This is a genomic window from Pseudomonas sp. FP1742, assembly GCF_030687145.1.
GTDB classification, from domain to species: domain Bacteria; phylum Pseudomonadota; class Gammaproteobacteria; order Pseudomonadales; family Pseudomonadaceae; genus Aquipseudomonas; species Aquipseudomonas frederiksbergensis_D.
Window position 1 is genome coordinate 6,058,363 of record NZ_CP117460.1, and the last position, 20,088, is coordinate 6,078,450.

The following is a 20,088-nucleotide window of genomic DNA, read 5'->3' on the forward strand; positions in this document are numbered from 1 at the left end:
AAAATCCAACGTGGGGCGCTGCGTTATACCGCGAGACGGTTCGGAAATTCGTGTAGGGCGGGTCCGGTCAGACAGCAATACCTTTGCGACACTGCAGTTGCGCGGTGCGTACGCGGGAGAAGGCGCGGGCCAGGCGCAGGAGCATTTCGTCGATATTGGCCTTGCTGACGGTGAGGGCCGGGGTAAAGCGCAGGCAATCGGGTTGCGGCGCATTGAGCAGCAAACCTTCGTACAACGCAGCCTTGACTACGGCGTCGGCCGAATCGTCGGACAGATCGAGCCCCCAGAGCAGCCCTTGCCCGCGCAATTCACCGTGACCATAGCGATGGGCCAGACGACTCAGGCCTTCGCCCAGATGCCGGGCGGTTTCCCGCATATGATCGAGAAAGCCCTTGTCCTGCACGCTGTCGAGCACGACAAGCCCGGCGGCACTCATCAACGCATTGCCATGATGAGTGCCGCTCATTTCGCCGACTTCGAAACAACAGGCCTTGCCTCGCGCCAACAGTGCCGCCAATGGCACGCCACCACCGAGCCCTTTGCCGAGCACCACGATATCCGCCCGCACGCCGTAGGACTGTTCGGCAAGCAATGTGCCGCAGCGCCCGACGCCGGTTTGCACTTCGTCAAATATCAGCAGAATGCCAAGCTCACGACACAAGCGCTCGACGCCCTTGAGGTAGTGCTCGGTAGCAGGAATCACCCCGGCCTCGCTCTGGATCGGTTCGAGCATGATCGCGACCGTCTGGGCATCCACGGCCGCATGCAAGGCGGGCAGGTCATTGAACGGGACATGGCTGAAGCCCGGCAACTGTGGCTCGAATCGGTTGATCAGATTCGAACTGTCCGACGCAGAAATCGTCCCGAGGCTACGACCATGACAGCCTTTGCTGGCCACAATGATCCGCGAAGCGCCGCCACGATGTTGCTGGCCCCATTTGCGCGCCAGCTTGATCGCCGCTTCACAGGCTTCGCTGCCACTGTTGAGCAGGTACGCCTGGTCACTGCCGGTACTGGCGCAGAGCCGGTCGGCGAGGTTGAGCATGCCGCGGTTGTGCAGTCCGAAACCCGGATTGATCAGCGACTGAGCCTGTTCCGAAATCGCTTTGACCAGTGCCGAGGGGCTATGTCCGAGGCTATTGGCGCCGCCACCCTGTGAGAAATCCAAGTAAGCGCGGTCATCGCTGTCCCACAACCAGGAGCCTTGGCCACGCACGAAAATCTGTTTCGGTCGTTCGACACTGGGCATCAGGCACTCGCTGGAAAAGTTGTCGCTTCTGGCCGGCAGGGAAGTGTCCATCGCCAGGTCATCAAGGCTCGGTGGCTTGCGTCGCAGATTGAACAGATTCATCGGATAGAACCTCGTCCGAGGTTTTTTGCCTTGCCTATGTAAACACCATCTTCGTAAACGGTATTCATCGTTCTTTCTGGCCCTGTAAGCCTTGTGAATGCGGTTAGACTAGGCGCTGGCAAGGCGCTGAGCCATTTCGATTTCCCAGCATTTTCGATAAGTATTACTTATGGATTTTAAACAACTGCGTTATTTCGTCGCGGTCTACGAAGAAGGCCACGTCGGTCGCGCCGCCGAGCGACTTTCAATCTCTCAGCCAGCGTTGTCCCAACAGATCCGCCAACTCGAACAAAACCTCGATGTGAGCCTGTTCGAACGCAGCAGCAAGCGCCTGTTGCCCACCCTGGCGGCGCACACGCTGTACAACCATGCCCTGCCCTTGCTCGATGGCCTGCAACGAGCGCGCGAAGCCTTGGGCAATTTCAAGGGCAAGGCGCTGCGAACCTTGGCCATCGGCGTGCTGCAGACCGTCCACTCCAGCCTGGTGCCGCAAATGCTCGAACGCCTGCGCAAGGCACAGCCGCATCTGGTGGTGCAGATCTATGAACTGACCGGCCTGGAAATAGAACGGCGGCTACTCAATGGTTCACTGGACATCGGCATCAGTTACCTGCCGCCCCGTCAGCCGGGTTTGCACGGTGTGCCGTTGTACGAAGATGAGCTGACCCTTGTCATCCCGGCGGACCATCCGTTGCGCGAATTCAAGAAAGTCTCCATGAGCCAGGCCGCCGAGTTGCCCATGTTGCTGCTGGGTGAAGAATTCCAGGTGCGGCAGATCTGGCAGGCACAATTGGCCAATCTGGGGCGCCGCCCGCAGGTACAGGCCGAGCTGAACAACATGGCGGGGATTCTCGACAGCCTGCCGCACACGCGACTGGCGACCGTTCTACCCGGACGCTCGCAAAAGACCCATGGCGACCAGGCGCTGTTGTGGAAGCCACTGAGCGAGCCACGGGTGCCGCTGAAAGTCGGGTTGGTGTGTCGGGATGTGCAGCGGCAACAGGCTTCGCTGGCGTTGTTGCGGACATTGCTGGAAGAGGTGATGGATGAACACATGCGTAGCCCGACGGCCCTGGATGGGTTGAGCTGAACTTTTCTTCAGGCAAAAGAAAACCCCGCCGAAGCGGGGCTTTGCAGACTGTTTCCCTGACATCCATTTCACTCCGCCGTCCTGGCAGAATCCTACGTGTCCGTGTTGTTGCTTTGCGCTTCCTGCGCGACGTCCTTGAGAAGTAGATTAGCTCTGGATCCAATTTGCGCATATGGGAAAACAGCAGCACGTTATGTAAGAGAATGCTTACATGACGTTACAGGGTCAGAATTGTCCTGCGTCCAACAGGAACAGCGACTCACTCCCCGCCTTTACCGACGCGCTCAGCGAGTGAATACGCGGCAGCAGACGGGCGAAATAGAACCGCGCCGTACCGAGTTTGCTCGCATAGAAATCGTCCTGCGCTTCTTTGCCGAAGGCTGCCTTGGCCATCAGCGCCCACATGTAGGCATAGGCCGTGTAACCGAAGGCTTGCAGATACTCGACCGAGGCAGCGCCGATTTCGTTCGGGTTGCCTTTTGCACGATCCAGCAACCAGGCGGTCAGTTCATCGAGGGTGTCCACCGCATCGTTCAGCGGCTTGGTGAACTCCGCCAAATCTGCACTGGCCGTGGCGGTGAAATGACGAATTTCGTCGGCGAACAGTTTGTAGAACGCCCCGCCGCTGCCGACAATCTTGCGTCCTACAAGGTCCAGCGCCTGAATACCGTTGGTGCCTTCGTAGATCTGCGTGATACGCACGTCACGAACCAGTTGCTCCTGGCCCCACTCACGGATGTAGCCGTGGCCGCCAAAAATCTGCTGGCCATGAACCGTGGTTTCCAGCCCCAGGTCGGTCAGGAATGCTTTGGCCACTGGGGTCAGTAAGGCCACCAGGTCTTCCGCACGTTTGCGGGTGGTGGCGTCTTCACTGAACTTGGCGGTGTCCAGCTGCATCGCCACGTAAGTGGAAAATGCACGGCCGCCTTCGTTCGAGGCTTTCATGGTCAGCAGCATACGCCGCACGTCCGGGTGGACGATAATCGGGTCTGCCACTTTGTCCTTGTTCTGCGCGCCGGTCGGTGAACGGCTCTGCAGACGGTCGCGAGCGTATTCGATAGCGTTCTGGTAAGAACGCTCACCCGAGGCCAGGCCCTGGATGCCGACTCCCAGGCGCTCGTAGTTCATCATGGTGAACATCGCCGCCAGGCCTTTGTTCGGCTCGCCGACCAGGTAACCCACAGCTTCGTCGAAGTTCATCACGCAGGTCGCGGACGCCTGGATGCCCATCTTGTGTTCGATCGAACCACAGGTCGCCGGGTTACGCGCTCCAAGGCTGCCATCGGCATTGACCATGAATTTCGGCACCAGGAACAGCGAAATGCCTTTCGGCCCTGCCGGCGCGTCGGGCAGTTTGGCCAATACCAGGTGGATGATGTTCTCTGTCAGGTCGTGCTCGCCGCCGGTGATGAAAATTTTGGTGCCACTGACTTTGTAGGAACCGTCGGCCTGAGGTTCGGCCTTGGTGCGGATAATCCCCAGGTCAGTACCGGCGTGCGGCTCGGTCAGGCACATGGAGCCGGCCCAGACACCGGCGTACATGTTCGGCAGGTACGTGGCTTTGAGCTCTTCGCTGGCGTGGGCGTTGATCGACAGGCAGGCGCCGGCGGTCAGCATCGGGTACAGACCGAACGACAGGCTCGCGGAGTTGACCATTTCTTCAACTTGCGCCGAAACCGCCTTGGGCATGCCCATGCCGCCGTAGGTCGGATCGCCACCGACACCGACCCAACCGCCTTCAGCGTAAGTCTGATAAGCCTGTGGGAAACCAGCCGGGGTGGTGACGGCGCCGTCGGTCCAATGGCAACCTTCCTCGTCAGCTGCACGGCTCAGGGGCGCGATGCTTTTGCTGGTGACCTTGCCCGCTTCTTCCAGAATGGCTTCGACAGTTTCTGCATCGACGGTCTCAGCCAGCGCAGGCAGTTCGGCCCAGAGTTTGGCGACCTCGAAAACTTCATTGAGGACGAAGCGCATATCGCGCAGGGGCGCTTTGTAGTCAGCCATGGCAAACCTCGCAAGATCTAAACAGGTGGTTCGTAGGAATAGTGATTTCGTTGTGTCCGAGTGTACCTCAACAACTTTTACGACACATAGGGTCAACCCGTGACCATTTTGTTATTTTTAGTCATCAGCTTGTTCCTCACAAAGAAGCCCGCAGCGAGGCGGGCTTCTTTGTGGCTGATTTGAATGATTAAAGCGCAAACAACTCCGCCGGCAGCTTCATCAGACAATCGCTACCCGCCTCGATGGCCGCCCGATGAGCAGCCGTACGCGGCAGTAAACGCTTGAAGTAAAACTCGCTGGTCGCCAGTTTGCCCTGGCAGTAATCGGCATCCCCAGTGCCTGCATCCAACTGCGCCTGAGCCACCAGCGCCATGCGTAGCCACAGGTAGCCGAGGATGATGTAGCCGCTGTACATCAGGTAATCCACCGAGGCGGCACCCACTTCATCCGGATTTTTCATCGCCGCCATGCCGATCCTGGTGGTCAATTCGCCCCACTGCTGATTCAGATCGTTGAGTTGCGCCACATAGCTGCCGAGTTGCGGATGATCAGCGTTTGCCGCACAGAACTTATGGACGATTTTGGTGAAACCACGCAGCAGTTTTCCCTGGCTGCCAAGGACTTTGCGCCCAAGCAGATCCAGCGCCTGAATGCCGTTGGTGCCTTCATAGATCGGCGCGATCCGGCAGTCTCGAACCAATTGCTCCATGCCCCATTCACGAATGAAACCGTGGCCGCCAAACACCTGCATGCCAAGGTTGGTCACCTCCAGCCCAGTGTCGGTCATGAAGGCTTTGCAGATCGGTGTGAGGAACGCCAGCAAATCTTCGGCGTCCTGCCGTGTCGTTTCATCCGGGCTCAGGTGCGCAGCGTCCAGCAACTGTGCGGTGAAGTACGTCAGCGCCCGGTTGCCTTCGTTGAAGGCCTTCATGGTCAGCAACATCCTGCGCACATCGGGATGCACGATGATCGGGTCGGCGGGTTTTTCCGGCGCTTTGGGTCCGGTCAGCGAGCGCATTTGCAGACGGTCGTTGGCGTATTTGACCGCACCCTGGAAGCTCGCCTCCCCCAGACACAAACCTTGCATGCCGGTGCCGAGCCGCGCGTGGTTCATCATGGTGAACATGCAGTTCAGGCCCTTGTTCGGCTCACCGATCAAGAAGCCCTTGGCATCGTCGAAATTCAGCACGCAGGTGGCGGAGGCCTTGATGCCCATTTTGTGTTCGATCGAGCCACAGGAAACGCCATTGCGCTCGCCTGCCTCGCCCTCGGCATTGGGTAGGAATTTGGGCACGATAAACAGCGAAATACCTTTGGTTCCTGCAGGAGCATCCGGCAGTTTCGCCAGCACCAGGTGAATGATGTTTTCACTCATGTCGTGTTCGCCGGCGGAGATGAATATCTTGCTGCCGGAGATCGCGTAACTGCCGTCGGCCTGTGGTACCGCGCGGGTCTTGATGATGCCCAGGTCGGTGCCGCAATGGGCTTCGGTCAGGCACATGGTGCCGGTCCATTGGCCAGCGGTGAGCTTGCTCAAGTAGGTGTGTTTCTGTTCTTCAGTGCCATGGGCGTGGATGGCCGACATCGCACCGTGGGTCAGGCCGGGGTACATGCCCCAGGAGGTGTTGCTGGAACCGACCATTTCGCTGATGACCAGCCCCAAGGAACTTGGCAGGCCCTGGCCGCCGTAAGCCGGGTCCGCCGCCAGACCATGCCAGCCGCCTTCCACGTACTGTGCGAATGCTTGCTTGAAGCCTGTAGGCGTTGTGACCACGCCGTTGTCGAAATGGCAGCCTTCTTCGTCGCCGCTGCGGTTCAGCGGTGCGAGAACGTTCTCACAGAATTTCGCGCCTTCTTCGAGGATCGCATTGACCATGTCCGGGCTGGCATCGGTGGCCCCCAGCGCGGCGTAGTTGCGGTGAAAATCGAACACGTGATCGATCAGAAAGCGCATGTCGCGCAGGGGAGCTTTGTACTCGGGCATGGTCATTTCTCCGGCAGCAGATGGCTCAAACCTACTGCCGTGCACCACGCCTCACAATCACAGTCCAGACGCTGAATGCGCCATCATCACTCAACCCGCAGCAGCGTCCATGCGCACTGCGCCACGGCGGTTCTGACCGAAGGCCATCACACAGTTTCGCCCCGCGCCCTTGGCGCTGTAGAGCGCCTGGTCAGCGGATTTGAGCACTTCTTCGGGGGTGCGCTGTTCCAGTCGTTCGGCAACGCCGATGCTGACCGTGACCGAAACACTTGAGGCACCTGAACCCGCGCGGCGCTGGCGACCTTGCTGGTCGTCCTGGGGACGGCTGTCCTGATTGCGCAGCTGGATGTTGTAGGTGGCGATGGATTCGCGGATGACTTCCAGGTGCGGCATGCACTCTTCGAGAGTCTTGCCTGCAAACACCAGGGCAAATTCCTCACCGCCGTAGCGATATGCCCTACCGCCACCGCTGATTTTCGACAGTTTGCTGGCGACCAATCGCAGCACCTGGTCGCCGACATCGTGGCCGTGGGTGTCGTTGAATTTCTTGAAGTGATCGACGTCGCTCATGGCCAGCACGTAATTGCGCCCCAACCGTTGCATGCGTTCGTTCAATGCGCGGCGACCCGGCAGGCCGGTGAGTTCGTCGCGGAAGGCCATCTGATAGGCCTCATGGGCAACCGCGGCGGCAATCATCAACATCACCTGGCTGCACATGATGTTCAGGGTGAAGGGCAGGATGAAGGTTTTCGGCAACATCCAGAACAATCCCAACAGCCCCACCAATTGCGCCGCGTGCAAGGGTCTTGGGTTGCGCCAGTATTGCCAGGCCAACAACAGGAACGAGGCGATGAATACCGGGTAGGACAACTGGATCAGGCTCATCCAGGCGCCATGCAGGGCTGGCCAGCGGATCTCCGACAGCCACATCAGCAGCGCCTGTGGGTAACTTTGTTCCAGCCCCAGCGCCACGCTGCCGAACGCCAGCAACACCGCGAAGCGCGCCACCATGTCCTGGAACAGGTGCGTACGCTCTTGCCAGGCAGCGAACAAGCCAAACAGCAACGGCAACAACAGACAGCACAGATGGAACACCACCGCGGCGTCTTCACGAACCTTGCCGTTGTCGCGGTAATAGTCAGTCTGGGTGTCGAGCAGGAAGTAGGCGATGTACACCGTGACCATCAGAAACAGTTCACGCTGACGTCGGTAAACCGCGCAATACGCACCGCCGAGCAACAGCACCAGAGTGGGCAGCACGTTGAACAGCGAAGTGAAGAAGACGTTGAGATCCTTGACGTAGGCAGCCGCAAGCCCCGCGAGCAACAACAGCAGCGATGGCAAAAAATGGCTGAAACGTACAGCGGAAGAACGCGGCAAGGGTAAAGCTCCGACCCGGCAAACAAAGATGGCATTGTGCCTGCATTTGGCGCAGCTAAGCACGTGCAATGTGACACGTGTCACATCGCAGCCTCTTTAACGGCAGCAAAGTCGTTCTTCTTAGCGTTTTAGTCAGGAATATTTAAAGACGTGATCGTTTGCGTCAGGCATAAAAAAGCCGCTGTTTCCGAAGAAGCAGCGGCTTTGTGAAGAGACTGCGTAGGGCTTAGTAACCCAGTGCGAAGTCTTCTTCTTTCATGTCCATCAGGTTGTTGGCGCCCGACAGCATGGTTGCAACGTGAGTGCGGGTACGCGGCAGGATGCGCTGGAAGTAGAAGCGCGCAGTCTGCAGCTTGGCGGTGTAGAACGCCTCTTCGGTGGTACCGGCAGCCAGTTTCTCGGCCGCCAGACGCGCCATGTCAGCCCAGAAGTAGGCCAGGCAGGCGTAACCGGAGTACATCAGGTAGTCCACGGATGCTGCGCCGACTTCTTCGCGATCTTTCATGGCCGCCATACCGACCTTCATGGTCAGCTCGCCCCATTCTTTATTCAGCGCAGCCAATGGCTCGACGAACTCTTTGACCGCTTCGTTGCCTTCATTGCTCTGGCAGAACTTGTGGACGATCTTGGTGAAGCCTTTAAGCGCCTCGCCTTGAGTCATCAGCACTTTACGGCCCAGCAGGTCGAGTGCCTGGATGCCGGTGGTGCCTTCGTACAGCATCGAAATACGGCTGTCGCGAACGTTCTGCTCCATGCCCCACTCGGCGATGAAGCCGTGGCCACCGTAGATCTGCACGCCGTGGTTGGCGGATTCGAAACCGACTTCAGTCATGAAGGCTTTGGCGATCGGCGTCATGAAGGCCAGCAATGCGTCGGCTTTCTTCTTCTCTTCTTCATCGACGCCGTATTTGACGATGTCGACTTGCTTGGCGGTGAAGTAAACCATCGCACGGTTGCCTTCGGCGAACGCCTTCATGGTCAACAGCATGCGACGTACATCAGGGTGAACGATGATCGGGTCAGCGGCTTTGTCCGGCGCTTTCGGGCCAGTCAGGGAGCGCATTTGCAGACGATCGCGAGCGTATTTCAGGCCGCCCTGGAAGCCGATCTCGGCGTGTGCCAGACCTTGCAGCGCGGTACCCAGACGTGCGGTGTTCATAAAGGTGAACATGCAGTTCAGGCCTTTGTTCGCCGGGCCGATCAGGTAACCGGTGGCCGCGTCGAAGTTCATCACGCAGGTGGCGTTACCGTGGATGCCCATCTTGTGTTCCAGGGAACCGCAGCTCACAGCGTTGCGCGCGCCGATCGAGCCATCTGCGTTCGGCAGGAATTTCGGCACGATGAACAGCGAGATGCCTTTGGTGCCGGCCGGTGCATCCGGCAGACGTGCCAGAACGATGTGGACGATGTTGTCGGCCATGTCGTGTTCACCGGCCGAGATGAAGATCTTGGTGCCGGACACTTTGTAGGAGCCGTCGGCCTGAGGCTCGGCCTTGGTGCGCAGCATGCCCAGGTCGGTGCCGCAGTGCGGTTCGGTCAGGCACATGGTGCCGGTCCATTCGCCGGAAACCAGCTTGGTCAGGTAAGCCTCTTGCTGCTCAGGCGTGCCGTGCTCGGAAATGGTGTTCATCGCGCCATGGGACAGGCCTGGGTACATGCCCCACGACCAGTTGGCTTCACCCACCATTTCGCTGACAGCCAGGCCCAGAGACTCCGGCAGGCCCTGACCGCCGTGCTCTACGTCGTGGGCCAGGCTTGGCCAGCCGCCTTCGACGAATTGCTTGTAGGCTTCTTTGAAGCCAGTCGGAGTTTTAACGCCGGACTCGCTCCAGGTGCAGCCTTCGATGTCACCCACGCGGTTCAGCGGAGCCAGCACCTGCTCACAAAACTTGGCGCCTTCTTCGAGAATGGCGTCAACCATGTCCGGAGTTGCGTCTGCACAAGCCGGAAGGCTCTGATAGTGCGCTTCGTAGCCGAGCAGTTCGTCACGAACGAAGCGAATATCACGCAAGGGGGCCTTGTAGTCAGGCATAGCGATAAACCTCTGCTGATGTAACCGGGAATGAACGACCGTGTCGATTTGTTGTGAAGGTCAAACAGTTGTTTGAAACATACGTTTACGCCCAAATCTTGTCAAGCGCCGATCTTTTGCCGTTCGTCATCGAATCATGGGAATGTCGGCCACGCGATTGCGTAACGCCGTTGATTGAACAACACGCCATGTAGGAGAGATTAGTTGAGGCAGAAGGGCTTACGCAGAAAAACGCCGCGAACAGGCGCGGCGTCGGAGTAGCAATTCAGCTAAGAATCAAGCGTAGGTATCGATCAGCGTACCGAGCATTTCATCGGAGGCTTTGGCGACTTTGACACCGAGTTCCACCTGGAATTTGCCCTGAGACATTTCGACCATGTTGCTGGCCAGATCCGATTGCTGACTGCGGTCTACCGAACGCAGACGATCGACCTGAACCTCGGAGGACTGACTGGTGACCGAACGCTCGATAGTGTTGTTGGCGATCTGCCCCGAAGCCTGATCGACACGGTTCTGCCCTGTCTGAATAGTGCTCAGACCGGCATAGAAAGCGGTGTTTCCTGAGATTTCCATGGGAGAACTCGTCCTACGAAGGATCAACAGCAGCCATTGAACCAGACACGCCGTAAAAAGGCCCGACAAAAACACTAATGGCACAGTGCCTTATCATAGGTAAAACCCAGAATATAAACCTCAGTCCAGCAGATCCAGTTGTAGATGTTCGGCCACCGCTTCCGCTGTCACCGACTTGAGTTTCGGCACCCGTCCCAGGCATGGCGCGGGAATGCGCTCGGCCAGCGTCGCAAGGTTCTCTTCCAGGCGCGAGGTCTTCGGGTCGATGATGTTGGCCACCCACCCCGCCAGCTGCAAACCATCCCGGGCAATCGCCTCAGCCGTCAGCAGCGCATGGTTGATGCAACCCAGGCGCACGCCAACCACAAGGATTACCGGTAGACCCAGCGCCATGGCCAGGTCCGATAGATTGTCCTGATCCGCCAACGGCACTCGCCAGCCGCCAGCGCCTTCGATCAAGGTGAAGTCCGCCCGCATATCGAGAATCTGCCGCATCGGCGCCAGCAGTGATTGCACGGTCAACGCCACGCCGGCCTCCCGTGCGGCCAGATGCGGTGCAATCGCCGGCTCGAACGCAACCGGATTGACCTGTTCGTAAGTCAACGGCAATGAACATTCGGTCCACAGTGCCAGCGCATCGGCGTTGCGTAATCCCTTGGGCGTGAGTTCACACCCGGAGGCTACCGGCTTACCCGCCGCGGTGCTCAAGCCCGCCAATCGCGCGGCATGCAGCAAACCGGCGGCAACGGTGGTCTTGCCGACATCGGTGTCAGTACCGGTGATGAAATAGGCTGCGCTCATAAGGGTTTCTCCAGCACGGCGTAAACCACTTGGTAAGTCGCCGGCAGTCCCTGTGCCTGACGAAACCGCTCGTAAGCCTCGATCAAGCCGAGGATTCGCGCCCTGCCGGTCAAACCACCCGGCCGACCGGGGTTCAGGTTATGCGCCCCGAGTGCCTTGAGCTCATGAGTCAAGCTGCGGACATCGGGGTAATGCAACACATGTGGACGCGTTTCGAGGCTGATGACCTTCAAGCCGCTGCCTGCACAAAGCTGTTGGTAAACACCGAACTCGCGGAAGCGGTTGACGTGCACCATGCCGTCCACCTGACGCCAGCTGTCGCGCAATTCGTACAGAGTGCCTACACACAGACTAGCAAACGCGAAAATACCGCCCGGTTTCAGCACCCGATACGCTTCGTTGAGCACCGAGGCGAAATCCGCGCACCATTGCACCGCCAGGCTGGAGAAGACCAGGTCGCAGGTCGAATCCTGCAACGGCAAGCGTTCGGCATCACCGGCGATGAAATGGTTGGCGCCGCCCAAGGGACGGGCGTGATTGAGCATCCCCTCTGCGATATCAAGGGCCAGCCCGTTGCTGGCAGGAAAACGCTCACCGAGCGCACGGCTGAAATACCCGGTGCCGCAACCCATGTCCAGCCATCGACCCGGGACAAAATCCTCCGGCAAGCGACGCAACAATTCATTGCCAACGTCGCGCTGCAATTCGGCCACGCTGTCGTAGCTCGCCGCCGCTCGGGAAAAGGACGCCGCTACCTGGCGTTTATCGGGCAAGCCGCCGGGCAGGTTGGGAAGGGACAAATCAGTCATCACCGAACTCATGCAAAAAGGCCTGAATCGCCCCCGCCACACCGTGGGGGTCCTCCAGAAGAAACGCGTGGCTGGCCTGTTCAATCAGACCGATTTCGACATCCGGCAGCAGTGTCAGCAAATCCCCCGCTGCTTCGGCCGGGACCAGCCCGTCGAGGCCGCCAAACAAGTGCAACTGCGGACCACGAAATGCCTGCAATGCTTGCCGGGTATCCAGCTGTGCGAGCAACTCCAGGCCGCTCATCAGCACCGATGGAGACGAAAGGGGTGCGCCAGCGAGCAACAGCCGCGATAGCCCGCGCGGGTCTGCGGCACCTTGGGTGCACAGCAGCGAGAAACGTTTCAACGTCATGCCTGGGTCGGCTTTGCAACCGGCCAGAAACGCGTCGAAGGTCTCGCCGGGCATCCCGCTCGACCACTGCTCATGGGCGACAAAAGAAGGATTACTCGCCAGGGTCACCAAACCGCAGCAACGGTCACCACGCCTCGCCGCCAATTCGGACGCCAACATGCCGCCCAATGACCAGCCACCGAGCCAGGCATCCTGGGGCAGCGTCGAATCCAGTTCATCGAGCCATTCTTCAAGGTCGCTCGATTCCAGTTCCGGCAGTGGTTCGATTTCGACGCGCAGATGCTCATCCAGGCCTTGCAAGGCAGCCGCCAAGGGTTCCAGCGGAGAAATCCCGAGACCCCAGCCCGGCAGCAGAATCAGACGATCACGCATGGCTTGGCTCCGGTCCCAGTTGTTGAAAACAATCGGCCAGTCCATTTAACAATAGCTGTACCTGCGCCTCGCTGTGAGCGGCGGTCAGGGTTACGCGCAAGCGGGCGCTGCCGGCGGGCACGGTCGGTGGACGGATTGCCGTCACCATCAGACCGCGCTCACGCAGCATTTGCGACAGCCGGACCGCGCGCCCGGCATCGCCGATCATGATCGGCTGGATCGGCGTGGAGCTGTCCATCAATTCCAGGCCAATCTGCTCGGCACCGTGGCGGAACTGGCGAATCAGCGTCCGCAGATGCTCGCGTCGCCAGTGTTCGCTGCGCAACAGCTCAAGGCTTTTCAGCGTCGCGCAGGCCAGCGCCGGCGGTTGGCTGGTGGTGTAGATGTAAGGGCGAGCGAACTGGATCAGGCTTTCGATCAGCTCTTCACTGCCAGCCACAAAAGCCCCGGCCGTACCGAACGCCTTGCCGAGGGTGCCGACCAACACCGGCACGTCTTCCTGGCTCAGACCGAAATGCTCGACGATTCCGCCACCATTGGCGCCCAGCGGACCAAAACCGTGCGCGTCATCGACCATCAGCCACGCACCTTTGGCCCTGGCTTCCCGCGCCAGCGCCGGCAAGTCGGCGATGTCACCGTCCATGCTGAACACGCCATCGGTGACCACCAGCGTATTACCGGTAGCCTTCTCAAGGCGCTTGGCCAGACTGACCGCATCGTTATGCAGATAGCGATTGAAACGCGCACCGGACAGCAACCCGGCATCCAGCAGCGACGCGTGATTGAGCCGGTCTTCCAGCACCGTATCGCCCTGCCCGACCAATGCGGTGACCGCGCCGAGGTTGGCCATGTAGCCGGTGGTAAACAGCAATGCGCGCGGGCGGCCGGTGAATTCGGCAAGGGCCTCTTCCAGCGCGTGATGCGGGCCGCTGTGACCGATCACCAGATGCGACGCACCACCGCCCACACCCCAACGCGACGCGCCGGCGCGCCAGGCTTCGATCACTTGCGGATGACTGGCCAGGCCCAGGTAATCGTTGTTACAGAACGCCAGCAACGGCTGACCGTCGACCACCACTTCCGGGCCTTGAGGGCTTTCGAGCAGCGGGCGCTGGCGATAAAGGTTTTCAGCACGACGGGCAGCAAGGCGTGCGGCGAGATCGAAAGACATGCAGGCCTCGAAGGTCAGATATGGGGAGCTATCCTGACTTGTCTGGAGACCGAGTCACGGCCATCGCGGGCAAGCCACGCTCCCACAGGTTGAGCGCGGTTAATGTGGGAGCGGGCTTGCTCGCGAAAGCAGTGTGACATTCAACCTTGATGTCGGCTGTACTGACGCCTTCGCGAGCAAGCCCGCTCCCACATTCGATTTGTGCTGGATCAGACAGCAGCGTTATAGAACTGCTCGCTGCTCTTCTGCTCCACCAGCGCCTGTTCGATGGCGGCCTGATGCACTTCGTCGGCGTGCTCTTCACGGGCTTCCGGCAGAATCCCCAAGCGCCCGAACAGTTGCATGTCCTTGTCGGCCTGCGGGTTGGCGGTGGTGAGCAGTTTTTCGCCGTAGAAAATCGAGTTGGCACCGGCCAGGAATGCCAGGGCCTGCATCTGCTCGTTCATCGCTTCGCGGCCGGCGGACAGGCGCACGTGGGATTTGGGCATCAGGATGCGGGCGACCGCGAGCATGCGGATGAAGTCGAACGGATCGACGTCGTCGGCATTTTCCAGCGGCGTGCCGGCGACTTTCACCAGCATGTTGATCGGCACCGACTCCGGATGCTCCGGCAGGTTGGCCAGCTGGATCAGCAGGTTGGCGCGGTCATCGAGGGATTCGCCCATGCCGAGAATGCCGCCGGAGCAGATCTTCATCCCCGAATCACGCACGTAGGCCAGGGTTTGCAGGCGCTCGCTGTAGGTACGAGTGGTGATGATGCTGCCGTAGAACTCCGGCGAGGTGTCGAGGTTGTGGTTGTAGTAGTCCAGGCCTGCTTCGGCCAGGGCGACGGTCTGGTCCTGATCGAGACGACCAAGGGTCATGCAGGTTTCCAGGCCCATGGCTTTCACGCCTTTGACCATCTCCAGCACGTAAGGCATGTCTTTGGCCGACGGGTGTTTCCACGCCGCACCCATGCAGAAACGGGTCGAACCGATGGCCTTGGCGCGAGCAGCCTCTTCGAGGACCTTCTGCACTTCCATCAGTTTTTCTTTTTCCAGGCCAGTGTTGTAGTGGCCCGACTGCGGACAATATTTGCAATCTTCAGGGCACGCGCCGGTCTTGATCGACAACAGGGTGGAAACCTGGACGCGGTTGGCGTCGAAATGCGCGCGGTGCACCGTCTGCGCCTGGAACAACAGGTCGTTGAATGGCTGAACGAAGAGTGCTTTGACTTCAGCCAAAGACCAGTCGTGACGCAGGGTGGCGGTGGTGCTGGCGCTCATGGGCGATTCCTTGGTTATGCTTGGCAAGCGCCTGGGGAATGGAATACCCACAGACGCGACACGGATGTTCGGCATATTTAAGGAAGACTCATGCACTGTCAACCACGATACGAAAGACCGGTTTACATCTGGTTAAAAAACAAACAATTCTGTTTGCTCTGCTCAGAGGTCGCGGACGACACCATACCGATCTGCATGGCCTGCGAAACCGAGCTGCCCTGGCTGGGCGACCAATGCCATACCTGCGCCCTGCCCTTGCCCACCACCGGTCTGACGTGCGGCCAATGCCTGAAACAACCGCCAGCCTTCGAGCGAGTCGCCGCGCCCTGGACTTACAGCTTTCCCGTCGACAGTTTGATCACCCGCTTCAAGCACAGCGCAAAATGGCCGTTTGGCCGCCTGCTCGCCGAACTTCTTGCTCAGTTCCTGCAGCATCGCTTCGATGAAGATCTGGATCGGCCCGACGCGCTGATACCGGTACCGCTGGCCCCCAAGCGGCTGCGCCAGCGGGGTTTCAACCAGGCGGCGATGCTCGCCCGCTGGCTCAGCGCCGGCCTCGACATTCCTTGCGATGAAACGCTGTTGGTGAGGATTCAGGACACCAGTGCGCAACAAGACCTTAATGCCGACGCACGTAAAAAGAACCTGCGCCACGCCTTCGCCCTGGCCCCCGAGGCTTCGGTCAATGGCCGCCACTTCGCACTGGTGGACGATGTGCTGACCACCGGCGCCACCGCACAGGCCCTGGCCCGGCTGTTGATGGCGGCGGGTGCGGCGCGGGTCGACGTCTACTGCCTGGCCCGCACACCCAAACCCGGCGATGGAGCCTGACTTGACTCCCGCACGCCAAGTCGCCAACGTCCCATCCATCGTCACAGCCCAAAGCGCCTTGCCATGTCCTTGCCTACGTTGTTGTCCCAGCACATTGTCCGTCGTCCGCAGCGAATCGCGTTGCTGCAACACATCGCCGAACAGGGCTCGATCACCCGCGCCGCAAAAAGCGCGGGGCTGAGCTACAAGGCGGCGTGGGACGCCATCGACGAGTTGAACAACCTCGCGCAAAAACCGCTGGTGGAGCGTAGCGTCGGCGGCAAGGGCGGTGGCGGCGCCAAACTGTCCAGTGAAGGCGAGCGCGTGTTGCGCCTGTATCAAAAGCTGCAAGCGTTGCAGGCCCAGGTACTGGAAGCCGCTGAAGAGGCCAGCGACCTGGACCTGCTCGGGCGACTGATGCTCAGAACCAGCGCGCGCAATCAATTGCACGGCAAGGTCGTGGCGATCGAGGCACAGGGGCGCAACGACCGGATCCGCCTTGAACTGGCCGAAGGCTTGCTCATTGACGCGCAGATCACTCACGACAGCACCCTGCGCCTGGAGCTGGAAACGGGTACCGAAGTGGTCGCACTGATCAAGGCCGGTTGGCTGGAACTGCTTGGCATCGATCAAGCTGCAACACATGGCAACAATTGCCTGAAGGGCACGATCGAAGAAATCCTCGACGCCGACGATGGCCCCAGTGAAGTGCGCATCGGCCTGCCCAATGGCCAGACACTTTGCGCCCTGGCCGAGCCGCTGCACCTGAAAAACCTCGGGCTTGCCGCCGGTAAACCGGTGCAGGTGCAGTTCGCGCCATCGAACATCCTGCTGGGCACACCGCTCTAGCCTGCAGGCGCTGCAACAAAAGCTTCATCGATCACCATTAAGGTGGCTGCAAAAACCCGCAGGGAGCCTGATGTGAGCCTATTAGAAGACAACCAACCCACCGACCTCGAAAAAATGGTCGGCCTCAGCCGTCGTGGCTTCATCAGCGCCGGCGCCCTCTGCGGTGCGGCGATGTTCCTCGGTGGCAACCTGCTGAGTCGCAGTGTGCTGGCCGCCAGCGTCAGCGCCGGCTCCAGCAAATTGTTGGGTTTCGACAGCATCGCCGCCGCCACCACCGACACCATCACCCTGCCGCCAGGCTACAAGTCCTCGGTGCTGATCAGCTGGGGCCAGCCTCTGCAAAAGAATGGCCCGGCGTTCGACCCGAGCGGTAACGGCACGGCCCAGGCTCAGGAAGTCCAGTTCGGCGACAACAACGACGGCATGAGCCTGTTCGAATTCCCCGGTGACAAAGACCGGGCGCTGATGGCGATCAACAACGAATACACCAATTACCGCTACCTCTATCCCCACGGCGGCATGCCGCAATCGGCTGAAGACGTGCGCAAGGCCCTGGCCTGCGAAGGCGTGTCGGTGATCGAGGTGCAGCGCAAGAACGGCCAGTGGCAGTTCGTCCAGGGCTCGCGCTACAACCGGCGCATTCACGGTAACGCGCCGATCAAACTGAGCGGCCCCGCAGCGGGTCACGACCTGCTGAAAACCAGTGCCGACAAACACGGCAAGAAAGTCCTCGGCACTTTCCAGAACTGCGCCAACGGCAAAACGCCGTGGGGCACTTATCTGACCTGCGAAGAGAACTTCACCGACTGCTTCGGCAGCAGCAATGCCGAGCAAAAATTCGACGCCGCGCAGAAACGCTACGGCGCAGTGGCAACCAGCAAAGACATCAACTGGCATCAACACGATCCACGCTTCGACCTGGCGAAGAACCCCAACGAACTCAACCGCCACGGTTGGGTGGTGGAAATCGACCCGTTCGATCCGCAGTCGACGCCGGTCAAACGCACCGCGCTGGGCCGCTTCAAACATGAAAACGCTGCCCTGGCCGAAACCAACGACGGTCGCGCCGTGGTGTACATGGGCGACGACGAACGTGGCGAGTTCATCTACAAATTCGTCAGCCGCGACAAGATCAACCACAAAAACCCCAAGGCCAACCGCGACCTGCTGGATCACGGCACCTTGTACGTGGCGCGTTTCGATGCGGGCGACGGCAATGCCGATCACCCCAAAGGCCAGGGCCAGTGGATCGAACTGACCCACGGCAAGAACGGCATCGACGCCAGCAGCGGTTTTGCCGATCAGGCCGAAGTGCTGATTCATGCGCGCCTCGCCGCCAGCGTGGTGAGCGCCACGCGCATGGACCGCCCGGAATGGATCGTCGTCAGCCCCAAGGACGGTCAGGTTTATTGCACCCTGACCAACAACGCCAAACGCGGCGAAGAAGGCCAACCGGTGGGCGGCCCGAACCCACGCGAGAAGAACGTCTACGGGCAGATCCTGCGCTGGCGCACCGACCGCGACGATCACGGTTCGAATAGCTTTGCCTGGGACCTGTTTGTGGTCGCCGGCAACCCGGGCGTCCATGCGGGAACGCCGAAGGGCGGTTCGTCGAACATTACTCCGCAGAACATGTTCAACAGCCCGGACGGCCTGGGCTTCGACAGGGCTGGACGCTTGTGGATTCTGACCGATGGCGATACGAGCAACGCAGGAGATTTCGCCGGCATGGGCAATAACCAGATGCTGTGTGCCGACCCGATGACCGGCGAGATCCGTCGTTTCATGGTGGGGCCGGTGGGCTGTGAAGTGACGGGGATCAGCTTCTCGCCGGATCAGAAGACCTTGTTTGTCGGGATTCAGCATCCGGGGGAAAACGGCGGGTCGACATTCCCGGAACATCTGCCCAACGGCAAGCCGCGGTCTTCGGTGATGGCAATTACCCGCGAGGACGGCGGGATCGTCGGCGCCTGACAGGGCCTCTTCGCGGGCAAGCCTGCTCCCACATCGGATCTTTGGTGTGCAGACTATCTGTGACACACAGCAGATTACCTGTGGGAGCGGGCTTGCTCGCGAAAGCGTCATCCCAAACAATACTCATCTCAAGCCCACCCCCTAAAGAGGCCCCGTCTGCGCTACCATGCTTGGCCGGACGCGGCAGCCTGCCGCGCGCAGGAGTCAGCATGGCCCACCCGTTTGAAACCCTCACCCCAGACCTCGTGCTCGATGCCGTCGAAAGCATCGGCTTTCTCAGCGACGCCCGTATTCTGGCGCTCAACAGCTACGAGAACCGTGTCTATCAGGTCGGCATCGAAGACTCCGAGCCGCTGATCGCCAAGTTTTACCGTCCACTGCGCTGGACCAACGAAGCGATTCTCGAAGAACACCAATTCACCTTCGAACTCGCCGAGTGCGATATACCGGTGGTCGCGCCGCTGATCCACAACGATGAAAGCCTGCACGAACATGCCGGATTCCGTTTCACCCTGTTCCCGCGCCGGGGTGGTCGCGCACCGGAGCCGGGCAACCTCGATCAGCTGTATCGCCTGGGCCAACTGCTAGGTCGTCTGCATGCGGTCGGTGCTACAAAACCGTTCGAACACCGTGAAGTGCTTGGGGTGAAAAACTTCGGCCACGACTCACTGGCCACCTTGCTCGAAGGCAATTTCGTACCGCGCAGTCTGCTGCCGGCCTACGAGTCCGTTGCCCGAGACTTGCTCAAGCGCGTGGAAGAGGTCTATCAGGCCACCCCGCACCAGAACATCCGCATACATGGCGATTGCCACCCCGGCAACATGATGTGCCGCGATGAAATGTTCCACATCGTCGACCTCGACGACTGCCGTATGGGCCCGGCGGTGCAGGATATCTGGATGATGCTGGCGGGTGACCGCCAGGAATGTCTGGGGCAATTGTCGGAACTGATGGACGGCTACAGCGAATTCCACGACTTCGACCCACGGGAACTGGCGCTGATCGAACCGCTGCGCGCCTTGCGGTTGATGCACTACAGCGCCTGGCTCGCCCGCCGCTGGGACGACCCGGCCTTCCCGCGCAGCTTTCCGTGGTTTGGTACCGAGCGCTATTGGGGTGATCAGGTACTGGCGTTGCGTGAGCAATTGGCTGCGCTCAATGAAGAGCCATTGAAGTTGTTCTGACAAACACAAATCCAATGTGGGAGCGGGCTTGCTCGCGAATACGGTTTCACATTCAACAGAAATACTGACTGAATGACCGCTTTCGCG

General features: G+C 60.0%; 16 protein-coding genes. 5 read left to right on the plus strand and 11 right to left on the minus strand.

Going from position 1 to position 20,088, the window contains the following annotated elements; all coding sequences use genetic code 11:
• Nucleotides 1-67: 67 nt before the first annotated feature.
• On the minus strand, nucleotides 68-1,351 hold the full coding sequence (locus tag PSH64_RS27570) for an aspartate aminotransferase family protein (protein WP_105340939.1): 1,284 nt from the start codon (nucleotides 1,349-1,351) through the stop codon (nucleotides 68-70).
• A gap of 169 nt (nucleotides 1,352-1,520) precedes the next feature.
• Here PSH64_RS27570 and PSH64_RS27575 point away from each other — a divergent pair, with 169 nt between their 5' ends.
• Complete coding sequence (locus tag PSH64_RS27575) at nucleotides 1,521-2,441, plus strand: LysR family transcriptional regulator (protein WP_305479234.1); 921 nt, start codon at nucleotides 1,521-1,523, stop codon at nucleotides 2,439-2,441.
• Nucleotides 2,442-2,666: 225 nt separating this feature from the next.
• On the opposite strand, the gene PSH64_RS27580 is transcribed toward PSH64_RS27575, so the two are convergent.
• The 10 genes from PSH64_RS27580 to bioB all read right to left on the minus strand — a co-directional run bounded on the left by PSH64_RS27580 (nucleotide 2,667) and on the right by bioB (nucleotide 15,184).
• Nucleotides 2,667-4,445: an acyl-CoA dehydrogenase C-terminal domain-containing protein gene (locus PSH64_RS27580; protein WP_305479235.1), complete on the minus strand. Its 1,779-nt coding sequence runs from the start codon at nucleotides 4,443-4,445 to the stop codon at nucleotides 2,667-2,669.
• Nucleotides 4,446-4,632: 187 nt separating this feature from the next.
• Nucleotides 4,633-6,429: an acyl-CoA dehydrogenase C-terminal domain-containing protein gene (locus PSH64_RS27585; RefSeq protein ID WP_305479236.1), complete on the minus strand. Its 1,797-nt coding sequence runs from the start codon at nucleotides 6,427-6,429 to the stop codon at nucleotides 4,633-4,635.
• A gap of 90 nt (nucleotides 6,430-6,519) precedes the next feature.
• Complete coding sequence (locus PSH64_RS27590) at nucleotides 6,520-7,809, minus strand: GGDEF domain-containing protein (protein WP_018928822.1); 1,290 nt, start codon at nucleotides 7,807-7,809, stop codon at nucleotides 6,520-6,522.
• Between the two features lie 226 nt (nucleotides 7,810-8,035).
• Complete coding sequence (locus PSH64_RS27595) at nucleotides 8,036-9,841, minus strand: phenylacyl-CoA dehydrogenase (RefSeq protein ID WP_305479237.1); 1,806 nt, start codon at nucleotides 9,839-9,841, stop codon at nucleotides 8,036-8,038.
• A gap of 276 nt (nucleotides 9,842-10,117) precedes the next feature.
• Nucleotides 10,118-10,414, minus strand: a complete 297-nt coding sequence (locus PSH64_RS27600) for a pyrroloquinoline quinone biosynthesis protein PqqE (RefSeq protein ID WP_105340933.1) — start codon at nucleotides 10,412-10,414, stop codon at nucleotides 10,118-10,120.
• Nucleotides 10,415-10,534: 120 nt separating this feature from the next.
• Nucleotides 10,535-11,215, minus strand: a complete 681-nt coding sequence (bioD, locus tag PSH64_RS27605) for a dethiobiotin synthase (RefSeq protein ID WP_105340932.1) — start codon at nucleotides 11,213-11,215, stop codon at nucleotides 10,535-10,537.
• Nucleotides 11,212-12,024 (minus strand): malonyl-ACP O-methyltransferase BioC, encoded by an 813-nt coding sequence (gene bioC / locus PSH64_RS27610; RefSeq protein ID WP_105340931.1) that lies wholly within the window; start codon nucleotides 12,022-12,024, stop codon nucleotides 11,212-11,214. The genes bioD and bioC overlap by 4 nt, the downstream gene beginning before the upstream one ends.
• Nucleotides 12,017-12,748: an alpha/beta fold hydrolase gene (locus tag PSH64_RS27615; RefSeq protein ID WP_305479238.1), complete on the minus strand. Its 732-nt coding sequence runs from the start codon at nucleotides 12,746-12,748 to the stop codon at nucleotides 12,017-12,019. The genes bioC and PSH64_RS27615 overlap by 8 nt, the downstream gene beginning before the upstream one ends.
• Nucleotides 12,741-13,919: an 8-amino-7-oxononanoate synthase gene (bioF, locus tag PSH64_RS27620; RefSeq protein WP_305479239.1), complete on the minus strand. Its 1,179-nt coding sequence runs from the start codon at nucleotides 13,917-13,919 to the stop codon at nucleotides 12,741-12,743. Before bioF ends, PSH64_RS27615 begins: the two co-directional genes overlap by 8 nt.
• A gap of 209 nt (nucleotides 13,920-14,128) precedes the next feature.
• Nucleotides 14,129-15,184 carry a biotin synthase BioB gene (gene bioB, locus PSH64_RS27625; protein WP_105340928.1) on the minus strand — a complete coding sequence of 352 codons (1,056 nt, stop codon included), beginning with the start codon at nucleotides 15,182-15,184 and terminating at the stop codon, nucleotides 14,129-14,131.
• A gap of 90 nt (nucleotides 15,185-15,274) precedes the next feature.
• On the opposite strand from bioB, the gene PSH64_RS27630 reads away from it, so the two are divergent.
• From PSH64_RS27630 to PSH64_RS27645, 4 genes are all read left to right on the plus strand, one after another.
• Nucleotides 15,275-16,015 carry a ComF family protein gene (locus PSH64_RS27630; RefSeq protein ID WP_305479240.1) on the plus strand — a complete coding sequence of 247 codons (741 nt, stop codon included), beginning with the start codon at nucleotides 15,275-15,277 and terminating at the stop codon, nucleotides 16,013-16,015.
• 63 nt (nucleotides 16,016-16,078) lie between these two features.
• Nucleotides 16,079-16,843: a TOBE domain-containing protein gene (locus PSH64_RS27635; protein WP_305479241.1), complete on the plus strand. Its 765-nt coding sequence runs from the start codon at nucleotides 16,079-16,081 to the stop codon at nucleotides 16,841-16,843.
• A gap of 72 nt (nucleotides 16,844-16,915) precedes the next feature.
• Complete coding sequence (locus tag PSH64_RS27640) at nucleotides 16,916-18,817, plus strand: PhoX family phosphatase (protein WP_305479242.1); 1,902 nt, start codon at nucleotides 16,916-16,918, stop codon at nucleotides 18,815-18,817.
• A gap of 209 nt (nucleotides 18,818-19,026) precedes the next feature.
• The gene (locus PSH64_RS27645) at nucleotides 19,027-20,001 is read left to right on the plus strand and encodes a serine/threonine protein kinase (protein WP_018928813.1); all 975 of its coding nucleotides are present in this window, start codon (nucleotides 19,027-19,029) and stop codon (nucleotides 19,999-20,001) included.
• Nucleotides 20,002-20,088: the final 87 nt, after the last annotated feature.

Coding starts and splice junctions, on each gene's coding strand:
- PSH64_RS27595 (WP_305479237.1), bottom strand. CDS start 9,841: ATGCCTGACTACAAGGCCCCCTTGCGTGATATTCGCTTCGTTCGTGAC.
- bioD (WP_105340932.1), bottom strand. CDS start 11,215: ATGAGCGCAGCCTATTTCATCACCGGTACTGACACCGATGTCGGCAAG.
- PSH64_RS27575 (WP_305479234.1), top strand. CDS start 1,521: ATGGATTTTAAACAACTGCGTTATTTCGTCGCGGTCTACGAAGAAGGC.
- PSH64_RS27645 (WP_018928813.1), top strand. CDS start 19,027: ATGGCCCACCCGTTTGAAACCCTCACCCCAGACCTCGTGCTCGATGCC.
- PSH64_RS27585 (WP_305479236.1), bottom strand. CDS start 6,429: ATGCCCGAGTACAAAGCTCCCCTGCGCGACATGCGCTTTCTGATCGAT.
- PSH64_RS27615 (WP_305479238.1), bottom strand. CDS start 12,748: ATGCGTGATCGTCTGATTCTGCTGCCGGGCTGGGGTCTCGGGATTTCT.
- PSH64_RS27600 (WP_105340933.1), bottom strand. CDS start 10,414: ATGGAAATCTCAGGAAACACCGCTTTCTATGCCGGTCTGAGCACTATT.
- bioC (WP_105340931.1), bottom strand. CDS start 12,024: ATGACTGATTTGTCCCTTCCCAACCTGCCCGGCGGCTTGCCCGATAAA.
- bioB (WP_105340928.1), bottom strand. CDS start 15,184: ATGAGCGCCAGCACCACCGCCACCCTGCGTCACGACTGGTCTTTGGCT.
- PSH64_RS27570 (WP_105340939.1), bottom strand. CDS start 1,351: ATGAATCTGTTCAATCTGCGACGCAAGCCACCGAGCCTTGATGACCTG.
- PSH64_RS27630 (WP_305479240.1), top strand. CDS start 15,275: ATGCACTGTCAACCACGATACGAAAGACCGGTTTACATCTGGTTAAAA.
- bioF (WP_305479239.1), bottom strand. CDS start 13,919: ATGTCTTTCGATCTCGCCGCACGCCTTGCTGCCCGTCGTGCTGAAAAC.
- PSH64_RS27580 (WP_305479235.1), bottom strand. CDS start 4,445: ATGGCTGACTACAAAGCGCCCCTGCGCGATATGCGCTTCGTCCTCAAT.
- PSH64_RS27635 (WP_305479241.1), top strand. CDS start 16,079: ATGTCCTTGCCTACGTTGTTGTCCCAGCACATTGTCCGTCGTCCGCAG.